Origin of the sequence: Pseudomonas sp. SMN5 (genome assembly GCF_052041925.1) — a bacterium.
Classification (GTDB): domain Bacteria; phylum Pseudomonadota; class Gammaproteobacteria; order Pseudomonadales; family Pseudomonadaceae; genus Aquipseudomonas.
Window position 1 is genome coordinate 176,609 of record NZ_JBKGGX010000011.1, and the last position, 21,248, is coordinate 197,856.

The 21,248-nt window shown below is 59.8% G+C and carries 22 protein-coding genes and 1 tRNA gene; 17 read left to right on the plus strand and 6 right to left on the minus strand.

The annotated features are described in order from the left end of the window. Positions 1-8: 8 nt before the first annotated feature. The 11 genes from ACLEJR_RS13560 to ACLEJR_RS13610 all read left to right on the plus strand — a co-directional run bounded on the left by ACLEJR_RS13560 (position 9) and on the right by ACLEJR_RS13610 (position 8,934). The gene (locus tag ACLEJR_RS13560) at positions 9-368 is read left to right on the plus strand and encodes a DUF4398 domain-containing protein (RefSeq protein WP_440794107.1); all 360 of its coding nucleotides are present in this window, start codon (positions 9-11) and stop codon (positions 366-368) included. After that, positions 365-1,174 carry an OmpA family protein gene (locus tag ACLEJR_RS13565; RefSeq protein WP_440814533.1) on the plus strand — a complete coding sequence of 270 codons (810 nt, stop codon included), beginning with the start codon at positions 365-367 and terminating at the stop codon, positions 1,172-1,174. The genes ACLEJR_RS13560 and ACLEJR_RS13565 overlap by 4 nt, the downstream gene beginning before the upstream one ends. A 197-nt stretch (positions 1,175-1,371) precedes the next feature. Next, positions 1,372-2,814 (plus strand): PLP-dependent aminotransferase family protein, encoded by a 1,443-nt coding sequence (locus ACLEJR_RS13570; RefSeq protein WP_440794103.1) that lies wholly within the window; start codon positions 1,372-1,374, stop codon positions 2,812-2,814. A gap of 85 nt (positions 2,815-2,899) precedes the next feature. After that, entirely contained in the window at positions 2,900-3,370 is a 471-nt protein-coding gene (locus ACLEJR_RS13575; protein WP_440794413.1) for a translation initiation factor 2, read from the plus strand. Between the two features lie 147 nt (positions 3,371-3,517). Continuing rightward, positions 3,518-3,772: a YkgJ family cysteine cluster protein gene (locus ACLEJR_RS13580; protein ID WP_440794101.1), complete on the plus strand. Its 255-nt coding sequence runs from the start codon at positions 3,518-3,520 to the stop codon at positions 3,770-3,772. A gap of 51 nt (positions 3,773-3,823) precedes the next feature. Continuing rightward, a complete protein-coding gene (locus tag ACLEJR_RS13585) occupies positions 3,824-4,432 on the plus strand; it encodes an START domain-containing protein (RefSeq protein WP_440794099.1) in 609 nt (202 codons plus the stop codon). Between the two features lie 138 nt (positions 4,433-4,570). Continuing rightward, on the plus strand, positions 4,571-4,807 hold the full coding sequence (locus ACLEJR_RS13590) for a hypothetical protein (RefSeq protein ID WP_440814536.1): 237 nt from the start codon (positions 4,571-4,573) through the stop codon (positions 4,805-4,807). 204 nt (positions 4,808-5,011) lie between these two features. Further along, positions 5,012-5,353, plus strand: coding sequence for a ribonuclease E inhibitor RraB (locus ACLEJR_RS13595; RefSeq protein ID WP_003179463.1), 342 nt, complete (start codon positions 5,012-5,014; stop codon positions 5,351-5,353). A gap of 408 nt (positions 5,354-5,761) precedes the next feature. Further along, positions 5,762-7,171 (plus strand): circularly permuted type 2 ATP-grasp protein, encoded by a 1,410-nt coding sequence (locus tag ACLEJR_RS13600; protein WP_440814538.1) that lies wholly within the window; start codon positions 5,762-5,764, stop codon positions 7,169-7,171. 12 nt (positions 7,172-7,183) lie between these two features. Then, the gene (locus tag ACLEJR_RS13605; RefSeq protein ID WP_440814540.1) at positions 7,184-8,134 is read left to right on the plus strand and encodes an alpha-E domain-containing protein; all 951 of its coding nucleotides are present in this window, start codon (positions 7,184-7,186) and stop codon (positions 8,132-8,134) included. Then, positions 8,131-8,934, plus strand: a complete 804-nt coding sequence (locus tag ACLEJR_RS13610; protein ID WP_440794091.1) for a transglutaminase family protein — start codon at positions 8,131-8,133, stop codon at positions 8,932-8,934. The genes ACLEJR_RS13605 and ACLEJR_RS13610 overlap by 4 nt, the downstream gene beginning before the upstream one ends. Before the next feature lie 15 nt (positions 8,935-8,949). Here ACLEJR_RS13610 and ACLEJR_RS13615 read toward each other — a convergent pair whose 3' ends face one another. After that, positions 8,950-9,762, minus strand: coding sequence for a c-type cytochrome (locus ACLEJR_RS13615; protein ID WP_440814542.1), 813 nt, complete (start codon positions 9,760-9,762; stop codon positions 8,950-8,952). Positions 9,763-10,365: 603 nt separating this feature from the next. Here ACLEJR_RS13615 and ACLEJR_RS13620 point away from each other — a divergent pair. The 3 genes from ACLEJR_RS13620 (at position 10,366) to ACLEJR_RS13630 (ending at position 14,550) form a co-directional block, all read left to right on the plus strand. Beyond that, positions 10,366-11,571, plus strand: coding sequence for an acetyl-CoA C-acetyltransferase (locus ACLEJR_RS13620; RefSeq protein ID WP_440814543.1), 1,206 nt, complete (start codon positions 10,366-10,368; stop codon positions 11,569-11,571). Positions 11,572-11,597: 26 nt separating this feature from the next. Then, positions 11,598-13,742 carry a 3-hydroxyacyl-CoA dehydrogenase NAD-binding domain-containing protein gene (locus ACLEJR_RS13625; protein ID WP_440814546.1) on the plus strand — a complete coding sequence of 715 codons (2,145 nt, stop codon included), beginning with the start codon at positions 11,598-11,600 and terminating at the stop codon, positions 13,740-13,742. A gap of 88 nt (positions 13,743-13,830) precedes the next feature. Then, complete coding sequence (locus tag ACLEJR_RS13630; protein ID WP_440794083.1) at positions 13,831-14,550, plus strand: amidotransferase; 720 nt, start codon at positions 13,831-13,833, stop codon at positions 14,548-14,550. Positions 14,551-14,627: 77 nt separating this feature from the next. Here ACLEJR_RS13630 and ACLEJR_RS13635 read toward each other — a convergent pair whose 3' ends face one another. From ACLEJR_RS13635 to ACLEJR_RS13645, 3 genes are all read right to left on the minus strand, one after another. Next, a complete protein-coding gene (locus tag ACLEJR_RS13635) occupies positions 14,628-15,599 on the minus strand; it encodes a magnesium and cobalt transport protein CorA (protein ID WP_440794081.1) in 972 nt (323 codons plus the stop codon). 275 nt (positions 15,600-15,874) lie between these two features. Beyond that, positions 15,875-16,597 (minus strand): lysophospholipid acyltransferase family protein, encoded by a 723-nt coding sequence (locus ACLEJR_RS13640; protein ID WP_440794079.1) that lies wholly within the window; start codon positions 16,595-16,597, stop codon positions 15,875-15,877. Between the two features lie 366 nt (positions 16,598-16,963). Further along, positions 16,964-17,653, minus strand: coding sequence for a crotonase/enoyl-CoA hydratase family protein (locus ACLEJR_RS13645; protein WP_440814549.1), 690 nt, complete (start codon positions 17,651-17,653; stop codon positions 16,964-16,966). A gap of 304 nt (positions 17,654-17,957) precedes the next feature. Between ACLEJR_RS13645 and ACLEJR_RS13650 the strand changes: the two genes are divergently transcribed. From ACLEJR_RS13650 to ACLEJR_RS13660, 3 genes are all read left to right on the plus strand, one after another. Beyond that, positions 17,958-18,047: transfer RNA gene (locus tag ACLEJR_RS13650), tRNA-Ser, on the plus strand. A gap of 201 nt (positions 18,048-18,248) precedes the next feature. Continuing rightward, positions 18,249-19,286: a UV DNA damage repair endonuclease UvsE gene (uvsE, locus tag ACLEJR_RS13655; RefSeq protein ID WP_440814551.1), complete on the plus strand. Its 1,038-nt coding sequence runs from the start codon at positions 18,249-18,251 to the stop codon at positions 19,284-19,286. A gap of 114 nt (positions 19,287-19,400) precedes the next feature. Then, a complete protein-coding gene (locus ACLEJR_RS13660; RefSeq protein WP_440814554.1) occupies positions 19,401-19,901 on the plus strand; it encodes a nuclear transport factor 2 family protein in 501 nt (166 codons plus the stop codon). A gap of 12 nt (positions 19,902-19,913) precedes the next feature. On the opposite strand, the gene ACLEJR_RS13665 is transcribed toward ACLEJR_RS13660, so the two are convergent. Next, entirely contained in the window at positions 19,914-20,729 is an 816-nt protein-coding gene (locus ACLEJR_RS13665) for a DUF1206 domain-containing protein (protein WP_440814556.1), read from the minus strand. An 89-nt stretch (positions 20,730-20,818) separates the two neighbouring features. Further along, the gene (locus ACLEJR_RS13670) at positions 20,819-21,133 is read right to left on the minus strand and encodes a DUF2388 domain-containing protein (RefSeq protein WP_440814559.1); all 315 of its coding nucleotides are present in this window, start codon (positions 21,131-21,133) and stop codon (positions 20,819-20,821) included. Positions 21,134-21,248 lie beyond the last annotated feature (115 nt).

A 21,248-nucleotide genomic window follows, 5' to 3' on the forward strand; every position in this document is an offset into this window, starting at 1 on the left:
GAACATTAGTGACTATTCGACCTCTTTTCGCTGCCCTGGCCGTTCTGGCTCTGGCGGGTTGCGCAGCCGATCCGGCGCCGAATGAACAGATCCGCCTGACCGAACGGGCGCTGGAACAAGCCCGAGCCGTGGGCGCCAATGCCGATGAAGTACCCGAATTGAAACTGGCCGAGGAAAAGTTCGCCCGGGCCCAGTCGAACATGGCCGACGAATCCTACAAAAAGGCCCGCATGCGTGCCGAACAGGCTGAACTGGATGCACGCCTGGCGGAAGCCAAAGTGCTGACGCTCAAGAGTCAGGAGCAACTGAACGTGCTCGATACCCGTATCAAGCGCCTGCGCAAGCAACTGCGGGAGGACGCTCAATGAAGCACTCCTATTTGCTGGGCGGCCTGGTACTTGTTGGATTGAGCGGTTTGTATGGCTGCGCCGGTCAGCGTAGCGAAGCAGCATTGGAACAGGCCGGTGCGAGCTTTCAGAAGGTAAAGGAAGATGCCAATGTCTTGCGTGCCGCACCCAGGGACGTGATACGTGCCGGCGAATCCCTGGCCCGTGCCGATCGCTTGTCGACCTACTGGGGCAGCGGCGAGGATGTGCAGCATTACGCCTACCTGAGCCAGCGCTACAGCGAGATCGCTCGGGAGCATAGCAACCAGGTGCTCAACGAAGAACGCGCGGCGAAGCTGGAGCTGGAGCGTCAGCGCTTGCAGTTGGCCTTGCGTGAATCAAAGCTGCTGAGCGTGCAGCAGCAGGGCAAGTGGCTCGAAGAACAGATCATGGCGATGGCCACCACCCAGACCGATCGCGGCTTGGTGATGACCCTCGGCGACGTCCTGTTCGACACCGGCGAAGCCGAGTTGAAGAACTCGGCGAACCGGGTCGTGCTCAAGATCGTCCAATTCCTGCAACTCAATCCCAAGCGCGTCGTGCGTATCGAGGGATATACCGACAGCACCGGGGGCAAGCAGGAGAATCTCAAGCTGTCCCGTGACCGCGCGCAAGCAGTGGCAGATGTGCTGGTGGACCTGGGGATCGATGAGGAGCGTATCCAGGTCGAAGGCTACGGTGATGAATATCCGGTAGACGTCAACGCTACCGAGCGTGGTCGGGCGCAGAACCGCCGCGTTGAAATCGTCTTTTCTGACGAAAAGGGCCAGCTCGGCGCGGCCCGCTGAGGGACGCGTCACTGGAAAACCCGGCCCCTTTGACGGCGCCGGGTTTTTTTCGATCTGCCCGTTGGACAATCGATACAGTTGGGGCTGTCACTGCACTGTACGGTCGAGTAATCTGGCAACTGTCCCAGTACACTTCTAAACTGTTCCGGTATCGTTTCCTACAAGAATAAAATGCCCGTGAAATCGAGTGCTGTGTCATGACCAATCTCCTGCTCTATCAACGTATTGCGCAACAGTTGGCTGAAGACATCCGGCGTGGTGTGTACCAGCCCGGCGAGCGTGTACCTTCGGTGCGCAAGATGAGTTCGCAGCTCAACGTCAGCCATGCCACGGTGTTGCAGGCCTACGCGAACCTTGAGGACCAGGGGCTGATTCGCGCACGGCCGCAATCGGGCTACTACGTGCACCAGACACCGGCCCTGACGGCGCCGACGCCGGACATTGCACGGGTCGAACGTCCGGGGCTGGTGACACGCAGCAGCATCATTCAGCAGGTCCTGGTCGAATCGCGACGCGAAGGGGTGTTTCCCCTGGGCGCAGCGGTGCCGAGCGTCGATTATCTGCCGGTGCGGGCATTGCATCAGCAATTGGCCAAGGTCACCCGCTTCCACAGTCCGCGGGCGTTCAGCTACATGTTCAGCCCGGGCTTCGAGCCGTTGCGGCGCCAGGTGGCGATTCGCATGCGCGATGCGGGTGTGGTGGTGGACCCTTCCGAAGTGGTGATCACCCACGGCTGCGTCGACGCCCTGCAAATGTCGCTGCGCGTGCTGACCCGGCCCGGAGACCTGATCGCGGCCGAGTCACCTACGTACTACGGTTTGCTGCAACTGGCCGACCTGCTGGGCCTGAAGGTTATCGAGATCCCCAGCGATCCGGTCACCGGCATGAGCCTTGAGGCGCTGCAGCTGGCCGCCAACCAATGGTCGATCAAGGCGCTGGTGCTGACCACACGACTGAGTAATCCCCTTGGCGGCACCATGCCGGAAGAGCGGCAGAAACAGTTGTTGCGCCTGGCCTCGGACTTCGACATCCAGATCGTCGAGGATGACATCTATGGCGAGCTGATGTTCGAACAGGGGCGCACCAAGGCCCTCAAGGCCTACGACCGACTGGACCGGGTCATCTACTGTTCGAGCTTTTCCAAGACCTTGTCGCCGGGTGTGCGCATCGGGTGGATGATTGCGGGCAAATTCCAGCAGGAGATCCAGCGGCTCCAGACTTTCAGCACGCACTCGGCGTGCAGCGTCACGCAGATGGGCATTGCGGCGTATCTGGAAAATGGCGGCTATGATCGGCACCTGCGCTATATCCGTCAGGAGTACCGCAAGAACCTCAGCGCTTTCCAGCTGGCGGTGCAGCAGTATTTCCCTGAAGGCACCCAGATGAGTCGTCCTACCGGGGGCTTCATCCTGTGGGTCAGCCTGCCGGGGCGGGTCAACACCCAGGAACTGCATGTGCGGGCGTTGCAGCAGGGCATCAGCATTGCGCCCGGGCTGATTTTCAGTAACACCGAACAGTTCAACCACTGTATCCGCTTGAACTGCGGCATACCCTGGAATCGCGAGGCAGAGCGGGCGCTGATGACGTTGGGGTTGCTGGCTACCCAGTTGTGCCAAGAGACGGCGAACGGAATTTTTTAAGAATCAGCGGCTTAGCCTGAGGTGCTTGTCAGCGCGTCATTATCAGGCGAGCATGGGCTTCTCTGTCATGACTGCCGTTGTATTTATGAAAGCCATTGCTCCTGCTGCCTGGGTTTTGATCGGTCTGTTGACTACCTTCCATTGCGCAGGTGTCTCGGCCGCTGCAGCGCAGGAAAAACCGACCGCCAGCGCCACGAAAGAGACGCCAAAAAAAGCGGCTACGGCCAAGAAGACGCCAGCCAAGAAAACCGTTTCCAAAAAGAAACGCGCGCCCATCGCCTCCAAGAGTAAGTCCGCCCGCGAGGTCGCCAAGACCCCACTGCCGCCGGCCAAGCTGGACTTGAGCCTGCCCCATGATATGGTCGAAGACCTTGAGCCGCCGGGTAAAGTGCCCTTGCCCAAGCGTGAACCCTTATTGCCGTCCATGTTTGATCAGAAGCCCGGGCCGTTCCAGCTCAACGGTCGGCTGCTGAGCAACGAGATGCAGCTGCCGTTGCGCAATCAGGAGCGCAACGAGGTGGAAGGCGCCGCGCTGGATTTCGAGTTCAAGCAGTAAGTCTTCGTTTGAGTGCAGCTCGTTATTGACTGTTCGGTCATCCGGTCCAAGGCGAAAAAACACTCGGACGGTAATTTAAAACGGGTGTTTTAGCCGTTACTCTGTGTCCCGTTACTAACCACTACCTGTCGTGAGGATGTCGTCGTCATGAAATGCCGTGAAGGCTGTGGCGCCTGTTGCATCGCCCCTTCCATCAGCTCGCCGATTCCCGGGATGCCACAAGGCAAGCCGGCGGGAGAACGTTGCGTTCAGTTGTCGGTCGATAACATGTGTCGGATTTTTGGCCAGCCAGAGCGTCCAGCGGTGTGCTCTGCATTCGAGGCCGACGTCGAGGTCTGTGGCAGCGGCAGTGAAGAAGCCATCCGGCTGATCGGCTGGTGGGAGCAAGTCACGGCGGCATGATGATCAATGACCGCGATTGAATGATCGAACTTGGACAATAAGGAAAAGATTATGGGTTCGCTGCATCGTATGGCTGTGTTGTGTGGGATGACCGTGCTATTGGCGACGGCCACTGCCCAGGCAGAAGACTGGCAGGTCGCGAAGGAAAAGGACGGTATCAAGGTCTCTCTCACTGAAGTGCCCGGCTCCAAGTACAAGGCTTACCGTGGCGTGACGGTCATGAAGACCACCATGGAAAAACTGCGGGCCCTGCAAGAAGACGTGCCCGGCGCCTGTGCCTGGATTCATGAGTGCAAGAGCCAGAAGCTGCTCAAGCACGAAGGTGACAAGAGCTGGACCTACACTCAATTCAACACGCCTTGGCCGGTCACCTCCCGAGACTCGGTGCTGGAAGTCACCACTGAACAGGGCGTCGATGGCAGCCTCACCCGCCACCTCAAAGGCGTACCGACCTACTTGCCGGAGGAGAAGGGATTCGTGCGGGTGACTCAGGTCGACGGGTTCTGGAAATTCGTACCCAAGGGCGCCGACCAGATCGAAGTGACCTATCAGGTCCATACCGAGCCGGGTGGCGATGTACCGTCCTGGCTGGCTAACAAGTTTGTCGTGGATGCCCCGTTCAACACTCTGAAAGAGCTGAAGGAACGTGCCGAAAAATAAACGGCCAAGTCAGTCTTCGAGACCGCCCGCGAGGCGGTCTTTTCATGTTTGCCGTCCGCCAATTCGGCGGAACGAATAATCAGCGCTCAATGTCGAGATAGAGGTAAGCCAGGCCCTGAATTGATCGAGGAGACACCGATGCAGAAGTGGGAAATCACTTTCGTGGATGATCACGGCGAAGCCATCGCCGAGCAGTTCGACTATGAGCAGGAGCCCACCATGGAACAGGCTGCACAATTGATTCGCGAAAGGCTGTTGCCCGTACCCGCCAAGCTGGACCTCAACGATCTTGAAGGGCGGACCGAAGAGCCTACGGTCAAGAACCTGAAGACTCAGCACAGCATCGAGATCATCAGCATTACACCGATTTCATGAAAACCCTGGCTGGCCTCGCTTGGCAGCGGCGATCACTTGCGGCTACTCTGCAATTGAGATCAGCGAAGAGGATCGCCAAGGTCCGGTCTTGTCAGCTACATGCTTGTGTCCCGACGGTCATTTGATGCCGTACCACGTGCAGCCCTGCGGCCGCACGTCCGGGAAGAAGGAAAGTCTATCCATTGCGTTTCAGGAGGACGTTTCATGAGCACAGCCTATCAAGAAGACATCAGCACCAGCGTGTTGCGCCGCATGAAAGAAGGCGGTTTCGATTTTTCCAGATTCCATCCCATTGAGTTCTACGCCATTTTCCCGGACGAGGAGCGGGCGCGCAGGGCGGCGGGGCATTTCCGGGGTGAATCGCTGAATGCACAGATCAGTGCACGGGACGATGGTGCCTGGTCATTGGAATTGAGCCGGGTGATGTACGCTACCTACGATGATATTGGAGACTTTGAGCAAGACTTCGAAGCCGTCGTCGAACCCTTGGGTGGGGTCATCGAAGGCTGGGGTGTCAAGCAGGAGATCCGGCGCCTGCAGGCTTGATGTTCCCCTACCGCCATACTGCAACGGCTGACCGTCGGGTCGGCCGTTTTCATTGGCGTCAGGTCATCGCCGCTGAGAGGTGAGCCTTGAGGATTACCTTGTGGGAGCGAGCCTGCTCGCGATGACGACCGCACCGCCAACACCGTCTTAACTCCTCACCGCCATTGGGTAAGCCCAGCTTTTGTAGCTAACTGTATCCAAATCCGCCTGCATGGCTTTTCCATGACTATGCTCAGGGAAGCGACTCCCTGCGTCGTAATGAAGCGGGGCGGCGGCGGAGTGGGACATTGGCTGCACGACAAGGGTGCATAGCCGATCACTAAAAAATCCAACCCGTTGATCATAAAGCGTTTATGCCGATGGCACGGGCCTTGCGATGCCTACTGCCAGGGTGACAAGGAGTACGGCATGATCCGCGCGGGTTTTGATGAAATGTACGATGCCGACGGCCAGGTCCGTCCGCATTACCGGGCCTTTGCCCGCTGGCTGGCCGAGACGCCTGATGAACTGCTGGCCCAACGCAGGCGCGAAGCCGACCTGTTGTTCCATCGCGCCGGCATTACCTTCACGCTCTACGGGGACGAGCAGGGCACGGAGCGCCTGATCCCGTTCGATACCATCCCGCGCAGTATCCCCGCCAGCGAATGGCGGGTGGTCGAGCGCGGCTGTATCCAGCGGGTCAAGGCACTGAACATGTTCCTGGCCGACCTCTACCACGAGCAACGGATCATCCGCGCCGGGGTCATACCGGCGGAACAGGTGCTGGCCAACGAGCAATACCAACTGGCGATGCAGGGGCTGGATCTGCACCGGGACGTCTACGCGCACGTTTGCGGGGTCGACCTGGTGCGCGATGGCGATGGCACGTACTACGTGCTGGAAGACAATCTGCGTACCCCCAGCGGCGTCAGCTACATGCTTGAAGACCGCAAGATGATGATGCGCCTGTTTCCCGAGTTGTTCTCCGCCCAGCGCATCGCGCCGATCGACCATTATCCGAACCTGCTGCTCGATACCCTGAGAAGCGCCAGTGCGTTGGATGACCCCAGCGTCGTGGTGCTCACCCCGGGGCGCTTCAACAGCGCGTTCTTCGAACATGCCTTCCTGGCCCGTGAGATGGGCGTGGAGCTGGTGGAGGGGGCCGACCTGTTCGTGCGCGATGACAAGGTGTTCATGCGCACCACCGACGGGCCGAAAGCAGTGGATGTGATTTACCGTCGCCTGGACGACGCCTTCCTCGATCCACTGGCCTTCAATCCGCAGTCGATGCTCGGGGTGCCGGGGCTGTTGGCGTCCTACCGCTCCGGCAACGTAGTGCTCGCCAATGCCATCGGCACCGGCGTGGCGGACGACAAGTCGGTGTATCCATTTGTCACCGACATGATCCGTTTCTACCTGGACGAGGAGCCGATCCTGCAGAACGTTCCGACCTGGCAGTGCCGCAATCGCTCTGAACTTTCCCACGTGCTGGCGAATCTTCCGAGTCTGGTGGTCAAGGAAACCCAGGGCTCCGGCGGCTACGGCATGCTGGTGGGACCTGCCGCGACTACAGAGCAGATCGATGCCTTCCGCGAGCGGATCAAGGCCAAGCCACACGCCTACATCGCCCAGCCGACGCTGTCACTTTCGACATGCCCGACCTTCGTCGAGAACGGCATTGCCCCGCGCCATATCGACCTGCGTCCGTTCGTGCTGGCGGGCCGGGAAACCCGGGTGGTGCCTGGCGGCCTGACCCGGGTGGCGTTGCGCGAAGGCTCGTTGGTGGTCAACTCATCCCAAGGTGGCGGCACCAAGGATACCTGGGTGGTCGAGGATTGAAGGAAGCAAGCAATGCTGAGTAGAACCGCCTCTGACCTGTACTGGATGTCGCGTTACCTGGAGCGTGCAGAAAACCTCGCACGCATGCTCGACGTCAGCTACTCGCTATCGCTGATGCCCCAGGACGGGCGCGGCGACGGCCTCCACGAACTGGCGATGCCGCTATTGATTACCGGCACGCTGGAAGACTACCGCGAACGACATGGCGACCTGCACGCCGAGCGGCTGCTGCAATTCTTTGCTTTGGAGGCCGCCAACCCGGCCAGCATCTATAGCTGTCTGGGCGCTGCGCGAGCCAGTGCCCATGCCGTCCGGGGGCGAATCACCGCCGACATGTGGGAAAACATCAATGCCACCTGGCTGGAAATACGCGAGATTGCCGGGCAAGGCTTGAATCGCTACGGCATGAGCCGTTTCTGCGAGTGGATCAAGGAACGCTCGCACCTGTTCCGAGGCGCGACCTACGGCACGATCATGCGTAACGACGCGTTCAGGTTCATTCGCCTGGGGACCTTCATCGAAAGGGCCGACAACACCCTTCGCCTGCTCGACGCCCGCTACGAAATGGCCGGCGACCAGGCCGACGCCGTCAGCGACGGCACGGCCCACGCGTATTACCAGTGGAGCGCCTTGCTACGGGCCTTGTCCTCCTTCGAGGCCTACACGGAGATCTACCGCGACGCTCCCGGTGCCCGTCATGTGGCGCAACTGTTGCTGTTGCGTGCCGACGTACCGCGCTCGCTGCGTGCCTGCACCGAAGAAATCGACCAGATCCTCGCGAGCCTGCCGGGCACCAATGGCCGACAGGCCCAACGCCTGGCTGCAGAAATGGACGCGCGCCTGCGCTACACCGGCATCGACGAAATACTCGACGGTGGCCTGCACGCCTGGCTCACCGAATTCATCCCGTTGGTCCGCGAACTGGGCAATGCCATCCACAGCTCCTACCTGGAGGTCATATGAGACTCTCGATCAGCCATGAAACGGCCTACCACTATGAAGACCAGGTTCGCGCCAGCATCCAGTACCTGCGCCTGACGCCCCACGACAGCGAGCGCCAGCATGTGCTGAGTTGGCAACTCGACCTGCCGCGACCGGTACGGGCGCAACTGGATCCGTTCGGCAACATCCTGCACGTACTGACCCTGGACGAACCTCACGAGACGGTCATTATCGGAGCCCGAGGGCAGGTGGATATCGATCCGTCCCGCGAAGCCGAGCATGAAAGCCAGTCGGCGCTGCCATTCCTGCGCTTTACCCGACTGACCGAGGCAGACGATGCCCTTCGGGATTTCGCCAATCAGCAATGCAAACGGCGTCGCGATCGTACGGCGCTCATCGACCTGATGCATGGGCTCAACCAGCACATGGTCTACACCCCCGGCGTCACTGACGTCGAGACCAGTGCCGTCCAGGCTTTTGCCGGACGTCGCGGAATCTGTCAGGACCATGCCCACGCATTCCTGGCTTGCGCCCGCAGCCTGGGTGTGCCGGCGCGGTACGTGTCAGGCTATTTGTTCAACGAGCAGAGCGAACACCTGGCCAGCCACGCCTGGGCTGAAGCCTGGCTCGATGACGCCTGGTACAGCTTCGACGTGACCAACCAGCTCGCACGCCCGGAGCGGCACCTCAAACTGGCCGTGGGCCTGGATTACCTTGATGCCTGTCCGGTGCGTGGCATGCGCCGTGGCGGAGGTTATGAGCAGATGCATGCCAGGGTGGTCGAGGCACCGGCTCCGGTGATCAAGGTGCAGCAGCAATAGTTGTATGGTGCATGGTCATTGACCCAGCGGCTGCTTGCGCCCGGCCATGTGCTTCAAATATCCCACCAGCAGATCCAGCTCGGCATCCGGCAGCACGGCTTCCGAAAACCCTGGCATCTTGCCTTGGGGCCAATGGCGCAGGCCTTGCGGATCGCGGATATAGCGCTTGAGGAAGTCACCGGAGAAGTACTCGGTCGGGTTGAACGGTACGTTCAGGTCGGGACCGAATTGTGCGTCGCCAGCACCATTGAGCCGGTGGCACGCCAGGCAGTTTTTCTGAAACAACGCAAAGCCTTTGTTGACCGGGTCGTCCTTCGTCAGGCTGGGGGCCGGCAGCAGGGCAGGGAAGCGTTCAGCGACGCCGGACAAACGCTTGATGCTCGCTACGGCGTAAGGCCATTGTTCCGGGCCGATATGCCCCGCCTGGGGATCGGTCCAGACCAGATAGAACGGCCCGGCGCTTTGCTTGCCCTCGCCGAGCGATGGCCAGGGTTTGGCCGGGTCCTCGATCGCCAGCCAGGCGCGGGAGCCATTCTTGTTCAGCAGCGGCGCAGCAGGCATCTCGGCGGCGAAGCCGTCCAGTGCAATCGCTTGCAGATGTTCGTCCGGCTGGACGCCCGCCAGCAGTGCCGTCAGCGGCACGGCGCGATAGGTCATCGGCTTCTTGTAGGAAACGTCATCATCAACCTGGACCGTTCGGGCTTCAGGATGCTTGAGCAGTTCCTCGGTTTGCCAGGTACGCGTATTCGCGCCCAGCTCCATGACCAGCTGCGCGGCGGACAAGGGCGTGCTGAGCAGCAGCGCCCCGAACACGATGAGAGCTTTCAAGTGGTGTGCCTTCCATGTCTTGGGAGTGCCGCAAAGGTTGGCACAGCCACCTCGGCTCGAACAGCGGACCCGCGAAATTTTCTGGAAGCACACAAATCATTGATGCAGGCGCCCACGCGCAGGGTTCAGCCGATCACCTTAGGGATATTTGGCAAAATCAACAGCAGCGTCGTGGCAAAGAGAATGAGTCCGGCTTGACGAACTTTCGAATGTTTGAACATGGCTGACCCGCCTTTATTGTTATTTCCTGAGGCCAGCCTGCATATCCATGATGGCTGGCGTTGCACTTCCTGTTCGACAAGCGCCCCGGCAAAACCCGACGACTGTTCTTGTACTAGGAATACATTAGGGGCCGCAGCCGCATTGACTTAGAACCAATTCACATCAACATCAGACTATTTACTATCAAAACGGCATGAGGCCTATTGCCAGCTACGTGGAGGCCCGTTTGCTAGACAGCTCGCCCTCCTGAAACGGTTAACCCGATAGCTCGCTACCGTTCGTCTGAGCGTGGCCGTCAACGTCATTGAGCACTGTGGTCATTGAATCCAGCGCCGCTGGGCTTATGGTGAACGCATTGGATTACCCAGGTTCGAGGACGCCATGACCCAAGCTTTGATTTTCGATGCGCTGCGCACACCCCGTGGCCGGGGCAAGCCTGATGGCGCGCTACATAGCGTCAAGCCGGTGAGCCTGGCGGGCGGTCTGCTCAGTGCCTTGCAGCAGCGGATGGACCTGGACACCAGCCAGGTCGACGACATTGTGCTTGGTTGTGTAACACCGGTGGGTGAGCAGGGCGCCGATATCGCCAAGACCGCGGCGCTGCTGGCCGACTGGGACGTGTGTGTCGCGGGCGTGCAGCTCAACCGGTTCTGCGCCTCGGGCCTGGAGGCGGTGAACCTGGCGGCGATGAAAGTCCGCTCCGGCTTCGAGGACCTGGTGGTTGCCGGCGGCGTCGAATCCATGTCCCGGGTGCCCATGGGCAGCGATGGCGGCGCATGGGCACTGGATCCGCAATCCAACCTGCACGGTCATTTCATTCCCCAAGGCATCGGTGCCGACCTGATCGCCACCCTGGAAGGGTTCAGCCGCGAGGATGTCGATACCTATGCATTGCGCTCCCAACAGAAAGCCGCACGCGCCCGGGCCGATGGATCATTCGACAAATCCCTGGTCGCCGTACGGGACCAGAATGGCATCGTGCTGCTGGACCACGATGAGTTCATACGCGCCGACGCTTCGCTAGAGGGCCTGGGCAAGCTCAAGCCGAGTTTCGAAGCCATGGGCCAGATGGGGTTCGACGGCACGGCGTTGCGAGTCTACAGCCATGTCGAACGGATCGATCATGTGCACACGCCTGGCAATAGCTCCGGCATCGTCGACGGTGCAGCACTGATGCTGATCGGCTCCGAAGCCAAGGGCCGTGCGCTGGGCCTGCAACCCCGGGCGCGAGTCGTCGCCACGGCCGTCACGAGCACCGACCCGACCATCATGCTCACCGGCCCGGCGCCCGCCACGCGCAAGGCATTGGCCAAGGCCGGGCTGCGGGTGGACGACATCGACCTGTTCGAGGTCAACGAAGCCTTTGCCTCGGTTGTGCTCAAGTTCATCAAGGACATGGCCATCGACCCCGGCAAGGTCAATGTCAACGGCGGCTCCATCGCCCTGGGCCATCCCCTGGGCGCTACGGGATGCGCGATTCTTGGCACGCTACTCGATGAAATGGAAGTGCGTGGCCTGCGTTATGGCCTGGCGACGCTCTGTGTCGGCGGCGGCATGGGCATCGCCACCATTATCGAACGCCTCTGAGCCCCGACTTGAAGGAAGCAATTTTGATGACCGACGCCATTCGTTATGAAATCGACCAGGACCGCATTGTTGTTCTGACGTTCGACATGCCGGGGCAGAGCGCCAATACCATGAATGCGGTCTACCGCGAGGCCATGGCGGCCTGCGTCGCTCGCTTGCAGGCAGAAAAGGACTCAATTGCCGGTGTGATCATCACCTCAGCCAAGAAGACCTTCTTTGCCGGTGGTGATCTCAATGAGCTGGTCAAGGTCGGCAAGCCCGAGGCGCAGGCGTTCTATCAGATGGTCCTGGGCCTGAAGGCGCAACTGCGTGCTCTGGAATCCCTGGGCAAGCCCGTGGTGGCGGCGATTAACGGCGCGGCTTTGGGCGGCGGCTGGGAGATTTGCCTGGCGTGTCATCATCGTGTGGCGCTGGACCAGCCGTCGGTGCAGATGGGCCTGCCGGAAGTCACCTTGGGCCTGCTTCCGGGCGGCGGCGGGGTGGTGCGCATGGTGCGGTTGCTCGGGCTGGAAAAAGCCTTGCCCTATCTGCTCGAGGGCAGGAAGGTCGGCCCGCAACAGGCGCTGCAGGCGGGGCTGGTGAATGAGCTGGCGCGAGATCGTGATGAGCTGCTGGCCAAGGCCCGGGCCTGGATCCTGGCTAATCCAAGTGTCGTGCAGCCTTGGGATACCAAAGGCTACCGGATCCCGGGCGGCGGTCCATCCGACCCGAAGGTGGCGCAGATGCTGGCCATCGCACCTTCCATACTGCGTCACAAGACCCAGGGTTGCCTGCCGGCTCCGGAGAAAATCCTTTGCGCAGCCGTAGAAGGCGCCCAGGTGGATTTCGACACCGCGCACCTGATCGAGACCCGTTATTTCACCGAATTGACCACAGGCCAGGTGGCGAAGAACCTGATCGGCACGTTCTGGTTCCAGCTCAACGAGATCAAGGCCGGCGGTTCTCGCCCACAGGGGCCGGCGCCGTTTCTGACAAAGAAAGTCGGCATCCTTGGCGCAGGCATGATGGGGGCCGGCATTGCCTATGGCTGCGTGGCGGCTGGTATCGAGGTGGTGCTCAAGGACGTCGATCTGGCCGTCGCCGAGAAAGGCAAGGCGCGTTCGGCAGCGCTATTGGATAAACAGGTCGCCCGCGGCCGGTTCAGCACCGAACAACGCGAAGCCATCCTGTCGCGCATTCACCCCACCGACAGCAACGCGGACCTGGTCGGCTGTGACATGATCATCGAAGCGGTGTTTGAGGATCGTGCCCTGAAAGGGAAGGTATCGGCCGCCGCCGAAGCGATAGCGGGCCCTGAGGCGGTGATCGCTTCCAACACCTCGACCCTGCCCATCACTGGCCTGGCCACGGCCATGGCTGACCCGACCCGGTTCATCGGCCTGCATTTCTTCAGTCCGGTGGAAAAGATGCCCCTGGTGGAAATCATCAAGGGCGCCCATACCAGCGATGAGACGCTGGCCCGCGGGTTCGATTTTGTCCTGCAGATCAACAAGACGCCCATCGTGGTGAATGACAACCGAGGCTTCTTTACCTCGCGGGTCTTCGGCACCTTCATCAACGAAGGCATCGCCATGCTCGGCGAGGGGGTCAGCGCACCGATGATCGAGACCGAGGCGCGCAAGGCCGGGATGCCGGTCGGGCCTCTGGCGGTCTCTGATGAAGTCTCACTCAGCCTGATGAGCCATATCCGCACGCAAACAGCCAAGGACTTACAGGCAGAAGGTAAACTGCCGGTCGTACACCCGGCGTTCGCGGTGATCGACTTGCTGCTCAATGAATACAAGCGCCCAGGCAAGGCAGCGGGCGCGGGATTCTATGACTATCCGGCCAATGGGCAAAAACACCTGTGGCCGGCGCTCAAGAGCCGGTTCGAGAAGGCTGATGGGCAAATCGCAGCGCAGGATATCCGTGATCGGCTGCTGTTTATCCAGGCCCTGGAAACCGTGCGCTGCGTGGAGGAGGGCGTGCTCTTGTCCACAGCCGATGCCAACGTCGGCTCGATCTTCGGCATCGGCTTTGCGGCCTGGACCGGTGGCGCGTTGCAATTCATCAACCAATACGGCCTGCGGGACTTCATCGCCCGGGCCCAGTACCTGGCCGAGCAATACGGCGAGCGTTTCTTGCCGCCGGCCTTGTTGGTGGAGAAGGCTGCGAGGCAGGAACTGTTCTGACCGCTGGGGAGGGGGCTTGCCTTGGGACCGTGTTTCAGGGCAGGCTCTGGGGTGTGCAATATTCCCATCATCGTGTCAGGTATTTTTTATGTCGCTACGCATCTGCATTTTGGAAACCGATATTCTGCGTCCTGAACTGGTCGATCAATATCAGGGTTACGGGCAGATGTTCCAGCGGCTGTTTTCCCAACAGCCTGTCGCGGCGCAATTTGTCGTGTACAACGTGATGCAAGGGCACTACCCCAGCGATGACGAACAGTTCGACGCCTATCTGATTACCGGCAGCAAGGCCGACTCCTTCGGCAGCGACCCGTGGATTCAAACCCTCAAGACCTACTTGCTCGAGCGCTACCAGCGGGGCGACAAACTGTTGGGTGTGTGCTTCGGCCATCAATTACTGGCGCTGCTGCTGGGCGGCAAGACCGAGCGCGCGAGTCAAGGCTGGGGCGTGGGCACCCATCGCTATAAAATGGCCGCCAAGGCGCCATGGATGAGCCCGGTGATGGAAGAACTGACACTGCTGATCAGCCATCAGGACCAGGTCACCGAGTTACCCGAAAATGCCACGGTCATCGCCTCCAGCGATTTCTGCCCGTTCGCCGCCTACCATATCAACGACCAGGTGTTGTGCTTCCAGGGGCATCCGGAATTCATCCACGATTATTCCCGGGCCTTGCTGGAGATCCGCCAGCAGCACCTCGGCGAACAGATCTACAGCCAAGGCATGGCCAGTCTCGATCAGGAGCATCACGGCGCGACCGTAGCGGAGTGGATGATGCGCTTTGTCGCCCACCAACCACAGGCCTGAACAAACCGGACTCCCCTGTGGGAGCGAGCCTGCTCGCGATAGCGGCTGACGAATCTCCCACAGGATAGCCATCCACCCTACAACCACCCCGACCGCTTGAAACTGGCCCACAGCGCGGTGCATCCCACAGTGATCACCCCCAGCACCATGAAATAGCCATAGTGCCAGCTCAACTCCGGCATATTCTGGAAATTCATCCCATAGATCCCGGCAACCGCTGTCGGAAATGCCAGGATCGCCGCCCACGCCGCAAATTTACGCTGCACCACGCTCTGGCGTGACGCTTCGAGCAGCACACCGACTTCAATGGTCTGGCTGGCGATGTCCGCCAGGGTCGCCAGGTCTTCCATCTGCCGCGTGACATGAATTTGCACGTCGCGAAAATACGGACGCATGTTCTTGTCGATAAAGGGGAAGCTCAGCTTCTGCAATTCTTCGCTGATCTCCACCATCGGCGCCGCATAGCGGCGCAGGCGCAGCACATCCCGGCGCAAACTGTGCAGGTTCTGGATGTCCCGTTCGTTCAAGGCGCTGCACAGCACGTGGCGCTCCAGCTCATCGATCTCGGCATGAATGGCTTCGCCCACTGGCTGGTAGTTTTCAATGACGAAATCGAGAATGGCATAGAGCACGAAATCTTCCCCATGCTCAAGCAGAAGCGGACGCGCCTCACAGCGTTGTCGGACATAGGCGTAGGACGCGGAGTGGCCATTGCGGGCGGTGATGATGTAGCCCTTGCCAGCGAAGATATGGGTTTCGATGAATTGCAGTTTGCCGTCCTCGCGGATCGGCGAATACGTGACGATGAATAGCGCGTCGCCAAAGGTTTCCAGCTTGGGACGGCTGTGCTTCTCCATCGCGTCTTCGATCGCCAGTTCATGCAGGTTGAACTGGCGCTGCAGGGTGGTCAGCTCGTGGGCGCTGGGTTCTTCGAGGCCGATCCAGACAAAATGTCCGGGTTTGGCAGCCCAGGCGCTGCCTTCTTCGAGGGTGATATTGGTGACTTTCTTACCGGCGCTGTAAACCGCAGCAGCAACGACTCTACCCATAGTGGTGATTCACTTCTTCTTGGAAAATGGCAGTGACAGGCACGGTTCAGCTTAGCGTGCCCTGCTGCTTGAGAGTCAGCAGAATCTCTGGAGTTCGTCGATCTCAGGCTGGAGCGCAGTACTTGTGGCGAGGGAATTTATCCCCCGTTGGGCTGCGAAGCAGCCCAACACAGCCAACTTGATCTGCCTGATACTTCGAGTCGTCAGCTTTCAGGGCTGCTGCGCAGCCCAACGGGGATAAATCCCCTCGCCACAAGAGGGTGTTGGGGGGGTATTCAGACAGGTTGCAACTGCCGATCCATTGACTCGATACACTCACGCATTTGCTCGCGGCATCGGGCCATGAGCTGGGGCATGTCATCCATGGTCAGCCCCGCCGTAGGAATAGCCGGCAACGAGCGTATGAGAATGTCGCCGCTGCGCCAGCGATTGAGTCGCATATGCTTGATGTAATTGCTGGCACACACCGGAACAATCGGCACGCCGGCGGCAATCGCCATCTGGAAGGCGCCTTTCTTGAACGGCAACAATTCTCCACCAAGATTACGCGTCCCTTCAGGGAACACCCAGATAGAGGTGTCCTCATGTTGCAGGGTGTGCGTGGTGGTCAACATCGACCGGCGTGCCTTGATCGCATTACCACGGTCGATCAATACGTTGCCGGACAGCCAGAACAATTGCCCGAACAGCGGCACCCATTTCAGGCTTTTCTTGCCGATGCACACGGTACGGCGCGGCACCACGTTGCCGAACACGAACAAATCATAGTTGGACTGGTGGTTGGCGATGACCACGCAGTTATCGGGCATATTTTGCAACGTGCCGACGTCGGCCTTTACCCGCAGGCGCAAAATCCACATGGCGGGCAGCGCGTACAGCCTTGCGCATAAACGGCTGTTGTCCGGATTGAACGGTCGGCATAGACCCAGGATGATTCCCAGCACGCCCGCCAATACAAAGTGCAGGCCCATCAACGACATACGCAGTACAAACAGCATCTACAGGCCCCATTGGGACAAAAGGTGGCGCAGTGTACGAATGTGCACTGTTTTCGGCAATTGTCCCTATAGAGGTAGGAGATGGACGATGTTTAAGCGTATGTTTCGCAATAGCGTGTCGGAAGCGGACTAGAGCGGCCGCTAGTTTTTATACGTTGCTTGTAGGAAATGCCGACGCCGGGGGGCGGTTCACTCGGTTAAACGCTTGTCCCGTGGCGAGGGAGCTTGCTCCCGCTGGGCTGCAAAGTAGCCCTAAGATCAGCAAGCACGATATTTCAGGCCGGATCTGCTAAGGCCTTATCGCGCTGCTGCGCAGCCCGGCGGGAGCAAGCTCCCTGACCACGGGGTTATGCCGGTCCTGGGACCTCAGCCCATATGTTCCTGATCCAGCAAAATCGCACTGTCCAGGGTCTCCAGCAGGGCCTTGCGCACTTTCAGCTTGGTGTTCTTGTGAGCGCTCATGTTGATTTTCTTCAACTGCCGCGCCGCTTCCAGGGCGGCACTTTGCAACTCTTCGGCCGCTACCACCTTGTCGAGGAAGCCGGCATCCACTGCCGTCTGCGGATTGAACATCTCGCCATTGATTACCGAGCGGTGAAACGCCGATTTGCGCAGGCGATCACGGGCCAGCTCGATGCCGGCGTGGTGCATGGTCATGCCGATCTGCACCTCGTTCAGGCCGATACTGAACGGCCCGTCCACACCGATGCGGTAGTCGGCCGACAGCAGCAGGAACGCGCCCTTGGCCACGGCATGCCCGGGGCAGGCGACGACAACGGGGAAGGGGTGTGACAACAGGCGGCGAGCTAATGTCGAGCCGGCCGTGACCAGGTTCACCGCTTCCTTGGGGCCGGCAGTCATCACCTTCAGATCGTAGCCGCCCGACAGAATCCCGGGCTGTCCGGTAATGATCACCACCGCCCGATCCGCTGTCGCCTGGTCCAGCGCAGCGTTGAACGCGGTAATGACATCCGGCGAGATGGCATTGACCTTGCCGTTGTTCAAGGTCAGGGTCGCGATACCGTCTTCGAGGTGGTAGGCAATCAGATCGCTCATGGCGCTATTTCCTGGTAGAGAATTGACGCTGACGTTACCCACCGCCGCAAGTCAGGTAAAGCGTTGTGACTGACTCACCGGTCAGCCCGGTATTCTGCAAACGGTCTGGCCGGCCCATCCCGCCACGCGTCTGTCTATAAGCGCAGCGCCAGAGCCACCGAAGATTGGCCGGTTTGCCATGCCCGGTTCGTTTGAAACGCCGGTTACCTTAACCGCATGAAAATTCTGAAAAAAACCTTTGCCATTGGAAAAGCTTTCGACTACATTAGCGCGCCTCGACAGACTGAACAGGTCGTCGAGATACGGTGAAGTGTCCGAGTGGCTTAAGGAGCACGCCTGGAAAGTGTGTATACAGGAAACTGTATCGAGAGTTCGAATCTCTCCTTCACCGCCAAATTCTGCAAACACAAACCCCTGATTTTCCTGGAGAAAGTCGGGGGTTTGTGGTTTTTGGCGTCTGGAAAAAGAGCCTGATGAGACAGTCCCAGACTGCCAGGAAAGACAGCTGAATCGATCACGAGTCGTCCCTGATGCAAAGGGACGACTGGCCGCCTCAGGGGTCTACCCCATATCCCCATGACGGCCAGGATTTCCCATGACGCATCCCCGAATCGGCTTCGCCTGCCAATACCGACACCCCGAGCGAGACCTTTCCACCCGCGAGTTGAAGGGCATCGAGGGGCCGTTCAATCCTCGTACCACCACGTTACGCTGGATGGAGACTGTGGCGCCCCACGTGGCTCGCGATAAGCTCATCGAGATCACGAATCACAATCTCGATGCCCAGTTGCGCTTGATCGCCTATGTTGCCGATCTCCCGCCCACCCTGCGCATGCTGCGATTGAGCAGCGACTTGCTGCCGTTTTACAGTCATCCCAAGGTGCGTGGGTTCTATCAGGATCCGGTGGTCCGGCAACCACTGGAGGATCGCTTCGCCGCGATCGGCGAGCTGGCGCGTTCGGCAGACGTCCGGTTGTCGTTCCATCCGGGACAATATTGCGTGCTGGGCTCGGACAAGCCAGCGGTGGTGGAAAACAGTATTGCCGAGTTCGAATACCACGCCGACATGATCAGGATGATGGGGTTCGGCCGGCGTTTTCAGGATTTCAAATGCAACGTCCACATCGCCGGACGCTTGGGGGGCGAGGGGATTCGTTCGATTTGGCCGCGGCTTTCAGAGGTGGCGCGTAACTGCATTACCTTCGAGAACGAGGAAAAAACCTATGGCGTGGACGACTGCCTTCAACTGGCCGATCTCGCGCCTGTGGTGTTGGATATCCACCACTGCTGGATCAACGAGAACGACTACATTGCGCCCGACTCGCCACGGGTCGAACGCATCCTGGAAAGTTGGCGTGGTGTCCGGCCCACCATGCACTACTCGCAACCGCCAGAGAGCCTGCAAGCGCTGGGTTTTGACGCCGATCAGCGCCTGGAGATGGACGCCTTGCTTAAAGTGATCTCCAAGCGCGACCTGTATGCTCACAGTGCACAAATGTGGAACCGTTGGACCAACGAGTACGCGCTGCTGTTTCTTGACCGTTTCGACATCATGCTAGAGGCCAAAGACAAGAACCTGGCGGCGCTGGCGTTCTATGAACGATTCGTCACGGCCCGTCGCCACGTCACGTGAGCGGTCTTCGCCAAACAGCATCAGACAAACGCGCAGCAGTATCGAGCAAAAATTTCCGGACCCGGGCCGTTAAGGTTTCCCTACTGAAATTCCTTTGAACGGTGAGTAAACATCATGACCTTCTGGATGAGTTCGGCGATGCGTCTTCAGGTTTTTGCCTTGTGCCTGGCGCTTTCAATAAACCCTGTTTCAGCCTCGCAATCCGCTACCCAGGACACCAACGCGCAACGAGTCCATCAGGCGTTCAGCAACTGGCAGCAAGGCACAGGTACGGTGTTCGACCTACTGGCGCCGGACGCTGTGTGGACGGTGGCCGGATCGAGCCCGGTCTCGGGCGTGTACCGCAGCAAGGAGGATTTGCTCGATAAAGCCGTACGCCCTATCACTGCGCGACTGGCAACGCCTATTTCCCCCACTGTCCAGAGCATCGTGGCCCAGGATGACGTGGTGGTCGTGCTGTGGAGCGGGAAAGCGACCGCGCTGGACCAGCAGCCCTACAACAATACCTACTTGTGGCACATGACGTTCAAGGACGGGCAGATCCGCGCCGTAACGGCCTTGCTGGATACCTATGTACTCGACGATCTGATGCGCCGGGTCACGCCTGCACGGTAAGCGTGGACAGGGCTATGTCCCTGGCACGCCAGGGACATCCATGTTTATTCTGCGCCAGGCGGCTTCGGCAAAGCTGTACACGGAAAACGCAATCAGCCCCAACGCCATCACCATCAACACCACGCCGCCCGCCGGCAGATTCTGCAGCGCATCGAGGGCGTCTTTCAGGCCGGGCGGGTCCATGGCTTTATACGCCGAGCCACTGACTGCCAGCAGCACGGCGATCTCGATGAAGACCACGCCGCGGGCAATGAGGCCGAACCGCGAGACCGGACGCACGTAGCGCATGACGTCCTCGTCGGCCTCGAAGTATTTCTCGAAGGTGGCTTTCCAGCCTTTGATGATGTGAGCGATCCCCACGCCGAAAGGAACCAGTGCGATCAGGTATAGCAGCAGGTTCGAATGATCCCAGGACAGCAGACGCGCCAACAGGTCTTGAGTCTGCCCACCGCCCGAGTCGCCGGAGCTTTTGAGCCCGCTGATAAGCAAGCTCAGCGCAAAGAACGCCAGTGCACCGTTGATCAAACCGCCCGCCAGCAAACCTGCGCGAATCACCAGCCCCTTGAGTTCTTTACCGTGATGGTCCACATCCCGGGTGGCCTGCAAGACCCGCCAACCGGCAAAGGCCAGTAACCCGGCCACCACAAGACCAATCAAGGCATGCCCGAATGGTTGGCTGAGCAGCAGCTCCAGGCTGCTGTGGCTGTCTTTCGGCTTGCTGGAATCGCGGGCCGCCAGCAGGGCAAAGAGACCGATGATCAGGTAGATGACGCCTCGGGCGGCATAACCGCCCCGTGCAAGCAGGACGAGGCTCTGGTGTGGGGACATGCTTCAAGCTCCAGAGAAGTGTTAAAGGAGCAGACCGATAGCGCAGCGAGGGGTTCGATCAAGTTCTGCCCCTCGCCGGCAGGCGCGTATCAAAGCGCCAGAATCGCATTCGCCAATTGCTGGTCGGTGACGTTGGGATCTTTCAGTACATCGCGAATCCGGGCAAACGCGGCCTCCATGCGAGCGCCGCGGATCTCGCCGTTGCTTGCGACGAAGGCGGCCGCATCGTCTTTGGCCGCCAATACAATCTTGTCGTCCTTGAACGAGCTGCTGGTGCCTTTGCTGGCGCTCATGCTCAGGCTTACGGTGAGGTCGGTGGTCATGACGAAACTGGTGGCCTGAGCTTGGGCGCCGGTCAGGCAACACACCAGGCACAGCAGGCGAAGCGGGTATACGGTTTTCATATGAAGCTCGAAGCGTTGCAAATGGGACGCGCACCCTAACAAGCGTGATCGCGCGGCAACTTCATGAGCTTTGCAAAGGATTGTTAAAAAGTGCGTGGCGCCGCTATTTACAGTC